This is a genomic window from Salinibaculum rarum, from assembly GCF_030505615.1.
Lineage (GTDB): Archaea > Halobacteriota > Halobacteria > Halobacteriales > Haloarculaceae > Salinibaculum > Salinibaculum rarum.
This window is the reverse complement of sequence record NZ_CP129992.1, coordinates 1,944,341-1,959,051: the sequence shown is the minus strand read 5'-3', so window position 1 is coordinate 1,959,051 and position 14,711 is coordinate 1,944,341. Positions and strand designations below refer to the sequence as shown.

Below are 14,711 nucleotides of genomic sequence, written 5' to 3'. Positions count from 1 at the left end.
CCGAACACCCGGATATGTCGCTCGTGAACGCAGCCGTCTACGTCGTCCACCTGCTGGTCGCAGCACTGTGGACCGGAAGTGTACTGTTCGTCGCATACGCCATCCTCCCGCTCGGCAAAAATGGTGACCTCAACGCAGCACCACTCGAAGCGATTGCCGGGAAGCTAACGACCGTCTCCCGGGCCAGCGCACTCCTGCTCTTTCTGACCGGCGGGCACATGGCCGCCTACGCCTACACGGTCGAGTCGCTGACCGGGAATCCGCGTGGCCATCTCGTCCTCGGGATGCTCGTCCTCTGGTTTGTCCTCGCCGGACTGGTCGAAGTCGGTGCGAGCAAATTGACCGAGGGGACCGAACAGGACAAGGTCCGCGAGCCGGCGCGCAACGCCAGCCCGTTCCTCCAGGGCGGGGCCGTCGTCGCACTCCTCTTGCTCGTCGACGCGGGACTGCTCGTCGTCAGCGGGATGGGTATCTACGTCCTATAAGTCGGCATCGACGTGGTCGGCGGCTTTCAACGCGAGTGCGCCAATCGTCAGCGTCGGGTTCATCGCACCGGACGACGGGAAGACACTGCTCGATGCGACCGTGAGATTGGCGACGTCGTGGGTGCGCAACCGTGCGTCGACGACACTTTCGGCGGGGTCGGTCCCCATCCGCGTCGTCCCCATGTGGTGGTAGCCGGGACCGGTGTCGGCCGGACCGACCGTCCACGAGATGTCGACGCCGAGTTCGTCGAGAATCGCCGTCTGAATGGCGTTTGCCCGTTCGAGCGTGCGCTCGGTCCGGGCGTCGAGCGACCACTCGATGCTCGGCACGGGATTGCCGTGGTCGTCAGTGGTCGAGGCGTCGAGCGTGATGCGGTTCGACCGGTCCGGCCGCTGGCCGACCAACCCACCCATAGCGATACTGTTGCCGTAGGCGTCGCGGAGGTCATCGAGTAGTTCGTCGCCGAAAGAGTCGCCCGACAGGGCAAGTTCGACCGGCGATGGACCGGCGTAGTTGAAAAATTCGAGTTTCATCGGCGCGAGTGGCTCGTCGGTCGCCGGCACGACGACGTTTCCGTCCCGGTCGCGGACGGCCTGTCCCGGGTCGTCGTAGAACTGGTGGGTCTCGCTGGTCAGGAAGCCGACGTGGTTCTGGCGGGTGGGCTCGTCAATGGTCCCCCCAGCACCGGCAAACAGGTGGTCCATGAAGAAGCGACCGACGAGGCCGCTGCTGTTGGCGAGTCCATCGGGGTGGGCTTCGTTCCTGGAGAGCAAGAGGAGGCGTGGAATCTCGACGCCGCCGGCGGCGAGGACGAACTGGCGGGCCTCCTGTCGGTGCGTTTCGCCATCGGGCGTGGCGTAGACAGCAGCCGTGACGCGTTCACCACTGTCTGCCGTTTCGAGACGCTGGACCGGGGCCCGGTCGATGACGCGAGCGCCACGCTCTTCGGCCGTCTCAATGTGTACATCGGCGCTGTATTTCGCGCCCGAGGGACAGACCGGCTGGCAGGTGCCATAGCCGACGCATTCGCTCCGGCCGTCGTAGCTTTCGGAGTTGCGGGCGTTTGGCACCGAGTGCATCGAAATTCCGAGTTCCTCGCAGGCGGGCGCAAACAGCGAATCGCTGTAACTGGGCGGAAACGCCGGCATCGGAAAGGGACCGTCTCGCGGCGGCGCGAAGGGGTTGTCGGCCGCCCCCGAGACGCCGAAGGCCCGTTCGACCTCGCTGTAGTGTGGCCGGAGGTCGTCGTAGGTGAGAGGCCAGGCGGGGTCTTCGCCGGTGGCGACAGTGCCCGCAAAATCCGACTCGTGGAGGCGCATCACCATCCCCTGCCAGTGGAGCGTCGACCCGCCGACACCCTTCACGCGGGCGACGTTGAGAGGATAGTGTCTGTCGCCGTCGCTGGTGTAGGCGTCGCGGTCCCCGCCCATATCCCAGACGTCCGCCTCGATGCCGGGCCGAATCGCCCGCTCCATACGCTCGAGGCGCTGGTCGCTCTCGAATCTCGGCCCCGCTTCGAGGACGACCACCTCGTGACCCTGGCCGGCCAGTTTCGCCGCCATCAGCGCACCCGCCGGCCCCGCGCCGACGATACAGACGTCGACGCGCGACTCCGGGGTTCTGTCTGTCGCCATCGCTCCTGTTCGGTGTCGATTAGGCGAGCCTAAACTTATGGCTTGGCTTTTGCTCCCGGAGCAATCCTTTTCCCCGGGCCGGGAGACAGACAGTCCATGTCAGTCCCCGACACGAAACCAGTGGACCTTCCAAACGGTGAACGCATCGCCTACCGCGAGCGCGAGGGCGGGGAGATTCCACTCGTGCTCCTCCACGGCAACATGAGTTCCTCGGCCCACTGGGATGTCGTCTTCGAGCGGATGGACGACCGGTTTGCCCTCTACGCGATGGACATCCGGGGATTCGGTGACTCCTCCTACGAGAATCCGGCCGACTCGATAGCGGAGTTTGCCGAAGATGTCCCGCTGTTTGCCGACGCAGTCGGACTCGACGACTTCCACCTCTGGGGGTGGTCTGCCGGGAGTGCCATCGCGATGCAGGTTGCCGCCGACGTACCCGACCGCGTCCGGCGACTCGTCCTCATGGCCCCACCCAGCACACAGGGTCTGCCCGTCTTCGAGAAAGACGAGAACCTCCAGCCGACCGAGACCGTCCTGACCTCCCGGGAGGAACTCGCGAACGACCCCGTTTCGGTCGCGCCAGTCCTTTCCGCACTGGAGACAAGTGACGCCGAGACGATGAAAGAAATCTGGTCGCAAGCTATCTTCGTCAACGAAGTGCCCGACCAGGACCGTTTCGATCGGTACATCGAGGAGACGCTACAGCAGCGCTGTCTGCTCGATATCGACTACGCGCTCGTCCACTTCAACATCTCCACGGAGGACAACGGCATCGAACCCGGCACCGGCGAGGTGACGAACATCGATTCGCCGACGCTCGTACTCCGTGGCGAAGACGACCTGGTCGTCAGCCGCGAGATGTCCGAGCGCGTGACACGGGACATCGAGGACGCTCGGTACGTCGAACTGGAGGGGTGTGGACACGCGCCAACCGTCGACGACCCCGAGCGACTGCTCTCCGATGTCGAGGCGTTCCTGACCGCCTGAAAGAACTCCGACGAAACCCGGCGGTTCAGGCGCCCGAAATCCGACGGTAAAGGATATACGAGTACACCGTCGGGAGGAAGGCTGCAAGTGCCAGCGGCGCGATGGCTAGAATCTCGAAGTACTGGGGGAACGGAATCGCGAGCAGGGCGACGAGGCCGGCAATCTTGAACAGGACACCACTGCGTTCGTGCGTTCGGGTCCAGACTTCCTCGTTGCTGAGGGTCCACGGCGTTCGGATACCGACGAACCAGTTCTGTTTGGCGTTCTCGACGACGAATCCGAAGACGATGCCGACGACGGCAAGCATCGGCGCGATGACCTGGGCCATCTCGAAGCGGTAGCCGAGATTGTATCCCAGTACCGCCCCGTGGACGTACGCGAGGATTGCGACAGTGACGATGGCGACGAGGTCGTAGTAGGTCTCGAACTCCGCGATGTTCTCACCGAGCGGGTCGATGCGCGGAATGACGGCGTACAGCCCGATAATCCCGAGTTCGAGTGCGGGAAGGAGTGCCACTGCGAGCGGTTTGCGCATGTAGTCGTCGGGGGTTCCGTCGGCTGTGAAATGAATCGCCGTCTGGCCGGGCAGGTCCGGATAGGCGAGGACCGATGTGAGGGCGCTCAGCAGGACGATTCCGAGTCCGGCGAGGGCGCGGCGTTTCTGTGACATTGCGGGCACCACGTCGCACTTGTACGCCCCGTCTAATAAGTGACCCAACAGAACGACGACTGCTGTCTGTCGTCGCCTCTCGGGTCCGAACTCCTTCCATCCACAAGTTTTTTTCAGACTGCCAGAAACGTTGTACTAATGGCCGTCAGTCGTAATTCTGCGCTTTTCTTTCTGCTGTTCGCACTCGCTGTCGTCGCCACCAGCGTCGGCGTCGTCGTCGGCCTGGAAGCGCTCTTTGGCGGCGACGGCCCAGCGGAGGACGGCCTCGGGGCGAACGTCTCGACGCGACTGGACAGTGTCGACGGGCTAACAGCGACGCGGGAGGTCACTATCACACGCGGAACCGAGACGAGCCGAACTGTCGAGCGTGTCGCGCTCAAGCCGGGTTCCGGAAAGATTCGTACAGAGCGGCTGTCCGGCCCCGGACTTGATGACGTACGTGTCTCGAACGGGTCGGTGCTGTGGCTGTACGACCGGGATACCGACACGGTGCAACGGTTTTCCCGTGAGAGTGGCGCGACGGGCAGTCGCCTCGACCGAATCCCCAGTCTGGTCGCACAGCTGAACGCATCGGTCGGAGAGACTGCAGACACCTCGGGGGAGGCGGTCGGTGTCTCGCCGCTGCCCGTCGTTCCCGACGGCGGTCACAGCCAGGATGCGGTCGGGCCAGCAGGGGCCCAGGGGAGCTACACCGTCTCGTACCAGGGCACCGACGCCGTCGACGGCCGCTCGGCTATCGTCATCGAACTCGTCCAGTCGAGCCCCGTCTCCGAGCCGGTGTCGAACTTCACGCAGACGCTGTGGCTCGATTCCGACCGGTACTATCCACTCAAACAGCAAACGGGCTGGACCCAGGGCGGGAAGCGGCGAGTCATCACGACGACGTACAGAAACGTGACGTTCAACCCGGGCCTCGAGACGGGAACGTTCGTCTTCGAGCCGCCGGCAAACGCGACCATCGAAACCCCCGAGACACCGGACCAACAGCAGTACGACTCGATTGGAGCACTTCGCGAAGACGCGAGACTGTCGGTCCCGACACCGACGGTCCCGGAGAGTTTCACACTCGTGCGTGCGACCCGGACGACCGGACGTATCGACAGTATCGGACTGCGATACGCGAACTCGAGTCGGGTCCTCACCGTCGCGAAACTGTCACCGAGCATCGAGCCGAGAACTGACGGTGAGAATCTCACCGTCGCTGGTCAGCAAGCGACCTACCGCAATCTCGGCCCAAAACAGGTCGTCACCTGGTCGTGCGACAGCGTCCAGTACAAGGTCGGCGGCCGCAACGTCCCGCAGCCACAACTCGTCGATGTCGCTCGCTCTGTCGGTTGTAAGTGACCGGGACTGTCTCTTCGTTGTCGCCCTCGCTCACTTCCGCGACGCGGTGTGGGTGAGCTGGCCGACACCCTCTATTTCGACGGTCACTTCGTCGCCGTCCGAGAGTGGGCCGACGCCCTCCGGCGTCCCCGTCGCGATGACGTCGCCGGGTTCGAGTGTCATGTAGGTCGTAATCTCCGCGATGAGTTCCGGCACCGGGAAGATGAGCGTGTCCCGCGAGGAAGACTGGCGCGTCTCGCCGTTCAGACGGAGTTCGATGCGTGCATCGTCCGGGACGTGTTCGGGCGTAGCAAGGACCGGACCGAGCGGCGCGGCGTTGTCGAAGGCCTTCCCGCGGACCCAGTTCTGTTCGCGGTCCTGGTCGTCGCGGTTTGACACGTCGACCATGCAGGTAAAGCCCTCGACGACGTCCATCGCGTCGCTCTCGTCGACGTTGCGACACTGCTCGCCGATGACGACGCCCATCTCTGCCTCGTAGTCGACCCGCTCCTTGCCCGCAGGGAGGGTCACGTCACCGCCGTGGCTGGCGACGGCGTTTGGCGGTTTGAGAAAGAGCAGTGGCCGGTCGGGCAACTCCGAGTCGCGCTCGTCGGCGTGGTAGGCGTAGTTCAGCCCGATACAGACGATTTTCGACGGATCACACGGCGGCAATACGTCGACCTCCGCCGGGTCGTAGGTCTGCCCGCCGAAGCGAATCTGACCGCCTGTTCCTGCCGTCTCGGTGTCTGCCGGGTCACCGTCAGCGTCGACCCACTCTCCGGTTCGAACGCTGCCTGCCGGGTCACGAAATCGGACCTGTTTCATGCGCCGACGTTCGCCCGCCGCAAAATAAGCATTTGTGAAATGCTTGGACAGTGGGGTTTTGGGCCGCCGCGGTGATACGTCTGGTATGCCGTTTGACTCCGATGCCGTCACGACGCTGACCTTCGACTCGTATAGCACACTGGTCGACGTCGACGCCGCCGAGAAGGCTCTCGCGGCCCGCGTTGACGACCCCGAACCGGTGTCGAAACTCTGGCGCTCCCGGTCTATCGAGTACACGCTCGTCAGCAACCACATCGACGCTTACCAGACGTTCTACCAGATGAATCGCGACGCGCTCACGTACGCCCTCGACGCCCACAGCGTCGACCTGCCCGACGAGGAGCGCGAGGAGATTCTCTCTGTCTACCACGAACTCGACGTGTTCGACGACGTTCGCGAGGGGATGGAGCGACTCCGCGACGCCGGCTACGACCTCTACGTCGTCTCCAACGGCAACCCGGAGATGCTCGAGTCGATGGTCGACCACGCCGATATCGGTGGGCTACTGGAAGACACCATCAGCGCCGACGAGGTGGAGACGTTCAAACCCGACGCAGAAATCTACCGCCACGCCGCGGCCCGGACCGGAACGCCAATCGAGGAGATGGCCCACGCCGCGGCGCTGTGGTTCGACGTCCAGGGCGCACAACACGCCGGGATGCAGGGCATCTGGATGGACAGGAAGGACACGCCCTGGGAACCGTTCGACGGCGAGCCGTCGCTGACCGTGGAGACGATTCACGACATCGCGGACGAACTCGACGCCTGAGCTACGGGAGCCCGAAGATACGCAGGACCCACCGCGCAGAGTGTAGCGTCAGCAGGGTGGCGCCCACGAGGACGGGGCCACCACGGAGCACGTTCCCACGCCAGGTTCGCTCCGCATCGGCGTCGTCCCGACTGCGCTGGGTTGGCTCCCACTGAGTCGCAGCGCCCGTCGTGTACTGGACGTACGCCCGATAGCAGAGTTTGCCACCAGTGTGTACACCCAGCAGACCGACGACCAGCGGAATGCCGAAGAAGACGAAGGCGGTCCAGAGGTCCGGCTCCATGGTCGTCCGTCAGGACGTGACCGGCCTAAGCGTTCTGGGAACGGGTCGTGGCGGGTGACTTTTGCCCGTTCAGCCCAACAGAGTGGTGTATGCCCACTATCGACCCGGAAACGTTGCTCCCGAACGACCGGATGCAGTCACAGGCACTCGAGGGCGACGTGACACAGATTCACCGCGGCCAGCAGTACGCCGACGAGGGCGACACCTTCGACATCGAGGGCACGACGTTCGAAATCGTCGAAGTCAGCGAGCGAACGCTGGGCGACATGACCGACGAGGACGCCCGCGCAGAGGGCGCAAAGGACCTGGACCACTACAAACAGATTCTCGAACGCGCCCACGACAACTTCGAGTGGGACGACGACTCCGACATCGTGATGCACCGCTTCGAACGGCAGTAAGCCAACCCGAGCGGGCCACCGCGAGCGCCTGCGATGACCGACCGAACTGCTTTTGCCGGGGGACAGATAAGCAGACGCCGATGGAGATTCTCGTCGTCGGTGCGGGTGCGATGGGTCGCTGGCTGGGGACTGCTCTCCGTGAAGATGCCCCCGAGCCGGTCGACCTCGCCTTTGCCGACGCTGACCCTGCGGCCGCGACTGCCGCCGCAGACAGCGTCGGTGGTCGAGCAGTCGCGACCGACACCGACGAACAGTTCGACGGCGTCTGTCTCGCCGTTCCGATGCCCGCTGTCGGCGACGCGATTCGACGCTACGCCGACCGTGCCGACGGTGCACTCTTCGACGTCTCGGGAACGATGACCACCCCAATCGAGGTGATGTGCGAGGTTGCCCCCGACCGCGAACGGGTCAGCCTCCACCCACTCTTTGCACCGGCGAACGAACCGGGCAATGTCCCGCTCGTTCCCGATGCGACTGGTCCCGTCACCGATTCCGTTCGCGCCGCGCTCGACGCCCGCGGCAACGACCTCTTCGAGACGACGGCGGCCGAACACGACGAGGCGATGGAAACCGTCCAGGCACGCACACACGCCGCAGTCCTCGCGTACGCGCTCGCGGCCAAAGAGGTAGACGAGCGATTCCACACGCCGATTTCGAGCGAACTCGACGCACTCGCCGGACAAGTCACCGACGGCGAGGCGCGCGTCTACACGGACATCCAGATGGCCTTCGACGGGGCCGAGGATGTGGCCGCTGCTGCACGGCAGATTGCCGACGCCGACGCAGAGACCTTCGAACGACTCTACGACGATGCCGGTGAGCGATGACAGACCCACAGCGCCAGGGGATTCTAGACAACGCGAGATACCTCCAGAACGTCCGCCCCATCGACCCCGAGGAAATCTGTGAGTACGTCGAGGGGCACCCACACCCGGCGGTCGTGCGACAGACGCTCCGGGAGGAGGCGCCCAACCTCTCTTTGCTCGAACGCGACGACGGTACGTTTGTGCCAGCGCCCGAGGGCACTGCCGAGGTTGCCTTCGACGGCGTCGAGCGGTTCCCCGAGGAGTACGGACACGTCCTCGAAGACATGGTCGTCGCGGAGTACGGCGCCGGCTGGCCCGACGGTGAATCCGGCGACCGACTGCGAGCGCGGATTCGCGACCTGAAAGACAGCTATCTCCAGCGCGAGTCAGTCGAGTACGACGACCAGACGGCGCTGTGTTACGCGCTCTATCACCTCCCGGCCTACTACGCGACGGTCCAGTACGTCCTCGCGGACCTGATTACCGACGGGCTCGTCCCCGCGAGTCCGACGATTCTCGAGGTCGGAGCCGGCGTCGGCGGTCCCGCACTCGGGATTGCCGACCTCTTTGGCGAAGACGCCCTCGTCACTTACGACGCGGTCGAGCCGAGCGCTGCGACCGACGTACTCGACCGGTTTCTCGACGAGACTGGGCGAAACTTCCACGATACCGTCCACCAGACTACTGCCGAGGCGTTCGAACCCGAGCGGACCTACGACCTCGTGCTCTTCTCGAACGTCCTCTCGGAACTCGCAGAGCCCGCTGCGGTCGTCGAACGCTACGCCGATGCCGTCGCCGAAGATGGCTCGATTGTCGCTATCGAACCCGCAGACAGAAACACGGCGACGGGGCTCCGCGAGATAGAGCGAACTGTCGAACGGGAGGCGGGACTGACCGTCTACGAACCGACCGTCCGGCTCTGGCCCGGCGAGACACCGTCGAGTGAATCGTGGTCCTTTACCACCAGACCGGACCTCGCCGTGCCTCCCTTCCAGCGCCGACTCGACGGGGATGAACGTTCCAGCCAAATCGAGAGCGAGGAGCGCAAGCGCGGGGACGGCGAGTTCGTCAACGTCGACGTCCAGTACGCCTACGGCGTCTGGCGACACGCCGACGAGACGCGCGTCGGCTACCGGCCGGACCAAAACCAGGCGGCGAAGATGGCCGACGCCGACGACTACGTCACCGACCGCGTCAACCTCGCAGCCATCAAGCTCAGTAACAACCTCGCCGACGAGGACGCGAACCCGCTGTATCTGATTGGCGACGGGAGCCAGCGAGAGGCCCACTACGCGGTCCACACCGGCAAATCGGCACTGAACCGCTCGCTGACCCGCGCCGGCTACGGCGAAGCGCTCCGCTTCGAGAACGCGCTCGTCCTCTGGAACGACGACGAAGGGGCGTACAACGTCGTCGTCGACGCCGAGACGGTCGTCGACCGGGTTGGGTGACGCCGGTCGGTAGACTGTCAAGAACACCATCCTTTTGCTGACGCCGGCCTGACAGCGGGTATGGCTGGGCCGGACATCCTGTTGACAAACGACGACGGTATCGACGCCACCGGGTTGCGAGCACTCGCGGACGCGCTCTCGGAAATCGGGTCGGTGACTGTCGTCGCGCCGGCAGAGGACCAGAGCGCCGTCGGGCGCGCGCTCTCTCACTCTGTCACTGTCGATGAACGCGAGTTTGGCTACGCAATCGAGGGGACACCGGCCGACTGTGTCATCGCCGGGCTGGAAGTTCTCGCCCCCGAGACCGACCTCGTCGTCGCCGGGTGCAACCAGGGTGCGAATCTCGGTGCCCACAACCTCGGTCGCTCCGGCACCGTCAGTGCCGCCGTCGAGGCGACGTTTTTCGACACGCCCGCTATCGCGATGTCCCTGTACGTTCCCGTCGCAGGTGATACGACCTACGACGACATCGACGTCGACAAAGGGGCATACGAACAGGCGACCCGCTCGGCGACGTTTCTCGCCGACCACGCAATCGACGCTGGCGTCTTCGAGCAGGCAGATTATCTCAACGTCAACGTCCCGGTCCCCGAACAGGCGACCGGCGAGATGGTCGTCACCCGACCGTCCCACGTCCACCGGATGGACGCGGCCCGTGACGGCAAGCAAGTCCAACTCCAAGACGGTATCTGGGAGCTGATGGCAAACGGCGAGATTCCGGACCCGGAGGGGACAGACCGCCGTGCCATCGTCGACGGCCACGTCAGCGTCTCCCCATTGACGGCCCCCCACACCACCGAACACCACGAAGCGCTCGACGGACTCGCCGAAACCTATCCCAACACCGGAGTGGAGTGACACTGGCACCCACGCCACGAACGGCGATCGCCGTCTTGTGTGGCAGTCTCGATTTGCCAATCAGCAACGCATTTGGGCCGGGTGAGTTTCCTGAAGAGTATGGAGACTGTCGCCGACTTGCTCGACCGCAATGCCGACCACGCCGAACAGTTCCAGTCCCGGTTCGACGACGTCCAGAGCGCCCAGTACCCCGATGCCGTGACTGTCTGTTGTTCGGACTCCCGGGTTCTCCAGGACCACGTCTGGGGTAACGACGAACCGGGGCACCTGTTTACCTGTGGGAACATCGGAAACCGCGTCGTCCAGCAGACAGCTGACGGCCGCGCGGTTTCCGGCGACGTTCTCTATCCGATTGCACACACGGAGACGGACACTGCTATCGTGATGGGCCATACCGGCTGTGGAGCGGTGACGGCGACCTACGACGCACTGACCGGCGGCGTCTCCGAACCGGCGGGTATCGAGCACTGTCTCTCCTTGCTGAAGCCACATCTCGAACCCGCTCTGTCGGAACTGCCAGAGGGCATCGACCGGGCAGACGCCATCAACCGCCTCGTCGAGTACAACGTCGACAGACAGGTCGAGGCACTACTCGACAGTGACGACGTACCGGCCGACACCACTATCGTCGGGGTCGTCTACGACTTTCAGGATGTCTACAGCGGCACACGGGGCGAAGTCCACGTCGTCAACGTCGCCGGCGAGACGAACGTGGAGACGCTTCGAGAGGAGTATCCCGACATCGGATCGCGAATCGAGCGGCTCTGGGAGTACTGACTGCACCGCGTTCCCGGTCGACAGGGCGACACAGTCGAACCCGCTCGTATCCGTCTCCGAGACTTCCAGATTGCTATCCGAATCACTTTCAAACCCGACCGACTCGTTGCGACTGTTCCGTTCGACGGAGAGCAGATGGGTGGACACTTGAGCGAGATATGAGATTCAGAAACGCGATACTGTTTGTCGGATTGGCCGTCGCGTGGGGGAGTGCCTTCACCGCTATCAAGGCCGGATTAGAGTTTTTCCCACCTGTTCTCTTTGCCGCGTTCAGGTACGACCTCGCAGGTGTGTTGATGCTCGGATACGCGGTGTATGCGACCGACCAGTGGATACCTCACGGTCAAGACGAGTGGGTGCTGGTAGGTATCGGCGGGACGCTCATGATAGCCGCCTACCACGCGCTCCTCTTTATCGGAGAACAGGGGACGACGAGCGCTGCCGCCGCGATTATCGTCAGTCTCTCACCGATTCTCACCACGGGGTTTGCGCGAGTTTTTCTGCCGGACGAACGGCTCACGGCGCTTGGAATTGTCGGGCTTCTCGTCGGGTTCGTCGGCGTCGGAATCCTGAGTAATCCCGACCCGAACAATCTCTTCGAGACCAGGACAGTTTCCTTGTTCCTGGTGTTCTTAGCCGCCGCTTCGTTCGCTCTCGGAAGCGTCCTCACACGCCGCGTCGACGGGGAACTCCCGATTGAAACGATGGAGGCGTGGTCGATGCTCGTCGGAGCGGTGTTGATGCACGGCGCGAGTCTGGCCCTCGCTGAGTCTGTAAGCGACGTGCAATGGACCGGCGGGGCAATCATCTCGCTGCTGTATCTCGTCGTCGTCGCGAGCGCACTGGGATTCCTGATTTATTTCGACCTTCTGAACCGCCTCGGCCCGATAGAGATCAATCTCGTGTCCTATGCTGCCCCGGTGGTGGCGGCGGCTACGGGACTGCTCTTCCTTAATGAGACTCCGACGGCGGACACTGTCGTTGGATTCCTATTGATACTGGTAGGGTTCCTGCTACTGAAACGGAAAGCAGTCAGGGCCGAACTCGACTCGCTTCAACTCTCGTTTTTGTCCGACCGGCAGTCCTGAGAGGTGATGAATTACCGCTGTGAAAATCTGCGGTTAGAATCGCTGTAGCAGGCGTCCGTTCGCTTACCTGTTCTCCCGCTGTTCGACCTTGTTCAGTTCGATAAGCAGGCGGAAGATAGCCTTGACCAGATTCGCGTCGACGTCGAACTGCTCGGCGTTTTCGCCGGCGCGGTCCATGACGGCCTGTTCTTGCTGTTCGTCGGTGGTCGGCAGACCCTGCTGGTCTTTGACCTGTGCGATGGTGTCTGCGACGTAGGTCCGTCGCGCGATGAGTTCGACGAGTTCGCGGTCGATACCGCGGATTTCGTCGCGCAGTTCGTCCAGAGTCATGTCTTCGGGGTTCGCCCCCTCATCGAGCGTCTCGTCTGTCATAGAATCTGTGTTCCCTCCGTCTGTGTCGTGGTCAGCCACGTTTCGCCGTCGCGGGCGTCCCAGCGCTCGTGGACGCGTTCGAGTGTCTCGCGCTCGCCGACGGCAGTGAAACTCGGGCCAGTGCCGGACAGTGAAACGCCGGCGACGTCGTCCATCACCTCGACCATCGGGTCCGCCGAGAAGCCAAGCGCGGCACAGAAGGCCAGTCCGTTGACCGTCATCGCGCGTGCGAACTCGCCATCGAGTGCCAGCTCTGCGACGAGGTCGGCCATCGAGGTGACGTTCCGACAGCGCTCTACGTCGGCGTCAGCACTGTAGGCACGCTCTGGCGGCGTGTACACGAGTACGTCCCAGTCCAGTTCGTCTCTGGCCAGCAACTCGTCGGCCGTATTGTCGGTGACGGTCACCCCACCGAGCATGCTGGCGCTGGCGTCGTCGAAGGCGCCGGTGACAGTGACTCCGACATCGCGGGCCACGTCGACGCCGAGGCGACAAGCGTCCTCGCGGGAAAGTTCGTCGGCCACACCGAGTGCGTCGAGTGTCGCCATAATCGTCGCGTTGGCGGCCGCGCTGGACGATTTGAGTCCCGAGGCCATCGGCACTTCGCTCTCAGTGCGGACCGACCCGCCCTGGCCGTCGCCGTATCGCTCGACGACTGCCTCGACGCAGGCTTCGACGAGTCGGGTGTCCGCGTCGGGGTCCTCGGCGACGGTCCCGGAGACGGTTGCGGAGTCGTCGAGTTCGACCGTGGCAGTCGTGTACTCGTCGATAGCGAACGCCGACCCGGTCTGGTTGGCGAGCGCGTTCAGAACCGTCCCGGCTGCCGGCGCGCGTGCCTGACCCTCCATCGTGTCCGACTGTCTCACACGGCCGTATTTACCTGTGGTGATTCCGATTGCCGGCGACCGCAACCCACTTTCGCTCGCGTTGCCAACCCAGGAGCGATGAGCGAGGACGCGGCGACCGACGAGTCCCCACCAGCAACCAGCGCGCCAGCCGACGAGACGGCAGACACTCCAGACGAGGCCACCGGAGACACCGAACCAGACTCCACCAGCAGCGAGCCTCCGGAACCCGAGCCGACACCCCAGACAGAGGCACTGCGCCGCCAGCAGTTGTACGTCGGGACCGGCGTCTCGGCACTCGCCGGCGTCGCCGTCGTCGTCGCCGGTATCCAGCAGTTCCCCGGCTTTTCGCTGCTCGTCTATCTCCTCTTTGGCATGGCGACGACGACGCTGCTCTTTGGACTGCTCGTCGCCAGTATGTTCGCCAGCGCGTCCGAGTGACAGAAAGGGACGGCGTTTTCACTCGGCGCGTGTAACCGGTGGATATGCACTCTCGTTCCGACGTTTCGCCCGATACACTTCCCATCGAACTCACCGAGGACGGCATCGAAGTCGAGTATCTCGACGGCCGTGAAGTGTTCTACCGTGGTGTCCCAACGCCCGTCGAAGGGTCGGTCAAGACGGCGCCAGGCAAGGACACACACGTCCTCGTGACCGACAAAAGCGAGACACAGGGTGTGCTCGTCTACGTCAACGAACGGAACACCGAGGACGAGATTCTCGAAGAGACGGGGGTCGGTCGCGTCGTCCTCGACGACGATGAAGAGACGACGGTGTTCCCCGGCGTCGCGGTCAGCGAGAGCGCGATGCGCATCCAGATCGATGCCGATACCGACGCCGTCGACGGCCGCGTCTTCGTCTTCGAGGAGAACGAACTCGGCGAGCGCTCGTTCGAAATTGTCCCTCCTGGAACAACCGACGACGATTCGACCGAGGAGTAGCGCAGCCCAGTCTCACTGGATGTAGGACGGTCCTTCCGCGTCGCAGTTCTGTTCGTGTTGTCGGGCGTCTTCCTGTGAATCGAAGAGCAGGCCACAGTACTCACACTCGTACCACGTCATCTCGTCGCGCGTGGTCTGAGACACCATAACACATACTGCGCTACCGGGCTGTATATGTGTTACTCCGCTGGCACT

The 14,711-nt window shown here is 63.8% G+C and carries 19 protein-coding genes; 12 read left to right on the top strand and 7 right to left on the bottom strand.

Annotated elements, in window-relative coordinates; all coding sequences use genetic code 11:
• Window positions 1-14 precede the first annotated feature (14 nt).
• A complete protein-coding gene (locus QYL91_RS10385) occupies window positions 15-485 on the top strand; it encodes a transporter (RefSeq protein WP_302080430.1) in 471 nt (156 codons plus the stop codon).
• On the opposite strand, the gene QYL91_RS10380 is transcribed toward QYL91_RS10385, so the two are convergent.
• Complete coding sequence (locus QYL91_RS10380; protein WP_302080429.1) at window positions 480-2,120, bottom strand: GMC family oxidoreductase; 1,641 nt, start codon at window positions 2,118-2,120, stop codon at window positions 480-482. The two genes, QYL91_RS10385 and QYL91_RS10380, sit on opposite strands and share 6 nt — an antisense overlap.
• 96 nt (window positions 2,121-2,216) lie before the next feature.
• Here QYL91_RS10380 and phaZ point away from each other — a divergent pair, with 96 nt between their 5' ends.
• Window positions 2,217-3,107, top strand: coding sequence for an intracellular short-chain-length polyhydroxyalkanoate depolymerase (gene phaZ / locus QYL91_RS10375; RefSeq protein WP_302080428.1), 891 nt, complete (start codon window positions 2,217-2,219; stop codon window positions 3,105-3,107).
• A 25-nt stretch (window positions 3,108-3,132) separates the two neighbouring features.
• Here phaZ and QYL91_RS10370 read toward each other — a convergent pair whose 3' ends face one another.
• Window positions 3,133-3,777, bottom strand: coding sequence for an SdpI family protein (locus tag QYL91_RS10370; RefSeq protein WP_302080427.1), 645 nt, complete (start codon window positions 3,775-3,777; stop codon window positions 3,133-3,135).
• 138 nt (window positions 3,778-3,915) lie between these two features.
• On the opposite strand from QYL91_RS10370, the gene QYL91_RS10365 reads away from it, so the two are divergent.
• Window positions 3,916-5,121: a LolA family protein gene (locus QYL91_RS10365; protein WP_302080426.1), complete on the top strand. Its 1,206-nt coding sequence runs from the start codon at window positions 3,916-3,918 to the stop codon at window positions 5,119-5,121.
• 30 nt (window positions 5,122-5,151) lie between these two features.
• Here the strand turns inward: QYL91_RS10365 and QYL91_RS10360 are convergent, their stop codons facing one another.
• The gene (locus tag QYL91_RS10360; RefSeq protein ID WP_302080425.1) at window positions 5,152-5,925 is read right to left on the bottom strand and encodes a fumarylacetoacetate hydrolase family protein; all 774 of its coding nucleotides are present in this window, start codon (window positions 5,923-5,925) and stop codon (window positions 5,152-5,154) included.
• An 85-nt stretch (window positions 5,926-6,010) separates the two neighbouring features.
• On the opposite strand from QYL91_RS10360, the gene QYL91_RS10355 reads away from it, so the two are divergent.
• Window positions 6,011-6,694 (top strand): haloacid dehalogenase type II, encoded by a 684-nt coding sequence (locus tag QYL91_RS10355; protein WP_302080424.1) that lies wholly within the window; start codon window positions 6,011-6,013, stop codon window positions 6,692-6,694.
• Window position 6,695: 1 nt separating this feature from the next.
• Here QYL91_RS10355 and QYL91_RS10350 read toward each other — a convergent pair whose 3' ends face one another.
• Window positions 6,696-6,977: a hypothetical protein gene (locus tag QYL91_RS10350; RefSeq protein WP_302080423.1), complete on the bottom strand. Its 282-nt coding sequence runs from the start codon at window positions 6,975-6,977 to the stop codon at window positions 6,696-6,698.
• Window positions 6,978-7,066: 89 nt separating this feature from the next.
• On the opposite strand from QYL91_RS10350, the gene QYL91_RS10345 reads away from it, so the two are divergent.
• From QYL91_RS10345 to QYL91_RS10320, 6 genes are all read left to right on the top strand, one after another.
• Window positions 7,067-7,378: an ASCH domain-containing protein gene (locus tag QYL91_RS10345; RefSeq protein WP_302080422.1), complete on the top strand. Its 312-nt coding sequence runs from the start codon at window positions 7,067-7,069 to the stop codon at window positions 7,376-7,378.
• A gap of 80 nt (window positions 7,379-7,458) precedes the next feature.
• Window positions 7,459-8,205 (top strand): prephenate dehydrogenase/arogenate dehydrogenase family protein, encoded by a 747-nt coding sequence (locus QYL91_RS10340; RefSeq protein ID WP_302082857.1) that lies wholly within the window; start codon window positions 7,459-7,461, stop codon window positions 8,203-8,205.
• Window positions 8,202-9,635 (top strand): small ribosomal subunit Rsm22 family protein, encoded by a 1,434-nt coding sequence (locus QYL91_RS10335; RefSeq protein ID WP_302080421.1) that lies wholly within the window; start codon window positions 8,202-8,204, stop codon window positions 9,633-9,635. Before QYL91_RS10340 ends, QYL91_RS10335 begins: the two co-directional genes overlap by 4 nt.
• Window positions 9,636-9,695: 60 nt before the next feature.
• Window positions 9,696-10,493 (top strand): 5'/3'-nucleotidase SurE, encoded by a 798-nt coding sequence (surE, locus tag QYL91_RS10330; protein ID WP_302080420.1) that lies wholly within the window; start codon window positions 9,696-9,698, stop codon window positions 10,491-10,493.
• Window positions 10,494-10,592: 99 nt separating this feature from the next.
• The gene (locus tag QYL91_RS10325; protein WP_302080419.1) at window positions 10,593-11,270 is read left to right on the top strand and encodes a carbonic anhydrase; all 678 of its coding nucleotides are present in this window, start codon (window positions 10,593-10,595) and stop codon (window positions 11,268-11,270) included.
• A 158-nt stretch (window positions 11,271-11,428) separates the two neighbouring features.
• Window positions 11,429-12,358, top strand: coding sequence for a DMT family transporter (locus QYL91_RS10320; RefSeq protein WP_302080418.1), 930 nt, complete (start codon window positions 11,429-11,431; stop codon window positions 12,356-12,358).
• Between the two features lie 63 nt (window positions 12,359-12,421).
• Here QYL91_RS10320 and QYL91_RS10315 read toward each other — a convergent pair whose 3' ends face one another.
• Together QYL91_RS10315 and QYL91_RS10310 are read right to left on the bottom strand one after the other, a co-directional pair.
• On the bottom strand, window positions 12,422-12,730 hold the full coding sequence (locus QYL91_RS10315) for a chorismate mutase (protein ID WP_369685595.1): 309 nt from the start codon (window positions 12,728-12,730) through the stop codon (window positions 12,422-12,424).
• Window positions 12,727-13,578: a shikimate kinase gene (locus QYL91_RS10310; protein WP_302082855.1), complete on the bottom strand. Its 852-nt coding sequence runs from the start codon at window positions 13,576-13,578 to the stop codon at window positions 12,727-12,729. The genes QYL91_RS10315 and QYL91_RS10310 overlap by 4 nt, the downstream gene beginning before the upstream one ends.
• 96 nt (window positions 13,579-13,674) lie before the next feature.
• Here QYL91_RS10310 and QYL91_RS10305 point away from each other — a divergent pair, with 96 nt between their 5' ends.
• Both QYL91_RS10305 and QYL91_RS10300 read left to right on the top strand, forming a co-directional pair.
• On the top strand, window positions 13,675-14,016 hold the full coding sequence (locus tag QYL91_RS10305; protein WP_302080417.1) for a hypothetical protein: 342 nt from the start codon (window positions 13,675-13,677) through the stop codon (window positions 14,014-14,016).
• Window positions 14,017-14,060: 44 nt separating this feature from the next.
• Window positions 14,061-14,516 carry a DUF5796 family protein gene (locus tag QYL91_RS10300; RefSeq protein ID WP_302080416.1) on the top strand — a complete coding sequence of 152 codons (456 nt, stop codon included), beginning with the start codon at window positions 14,061-14,063 and terminating at the stop codon, window positions 14,514-14,516.
• A 12-nt stretch (window positions 14,517-14,528) separates the two neighbouring features.
• Here QYL91_RS10300 and QYL91_RS10295 read toward each other — a convergent pair whose 3' ends face one another.
• A complete protein-coding gene (locus tag QYL91_RS10295) occupies window positions 14,529-14,663 on the bottom strand; it encodes a DUF7128 family protein (protein ID WP_302080415.1) in 135 nt (44 codons plus the stop codon).
• Window positions 14,664-14,711 lie beyond the last annotated feature (48 nt).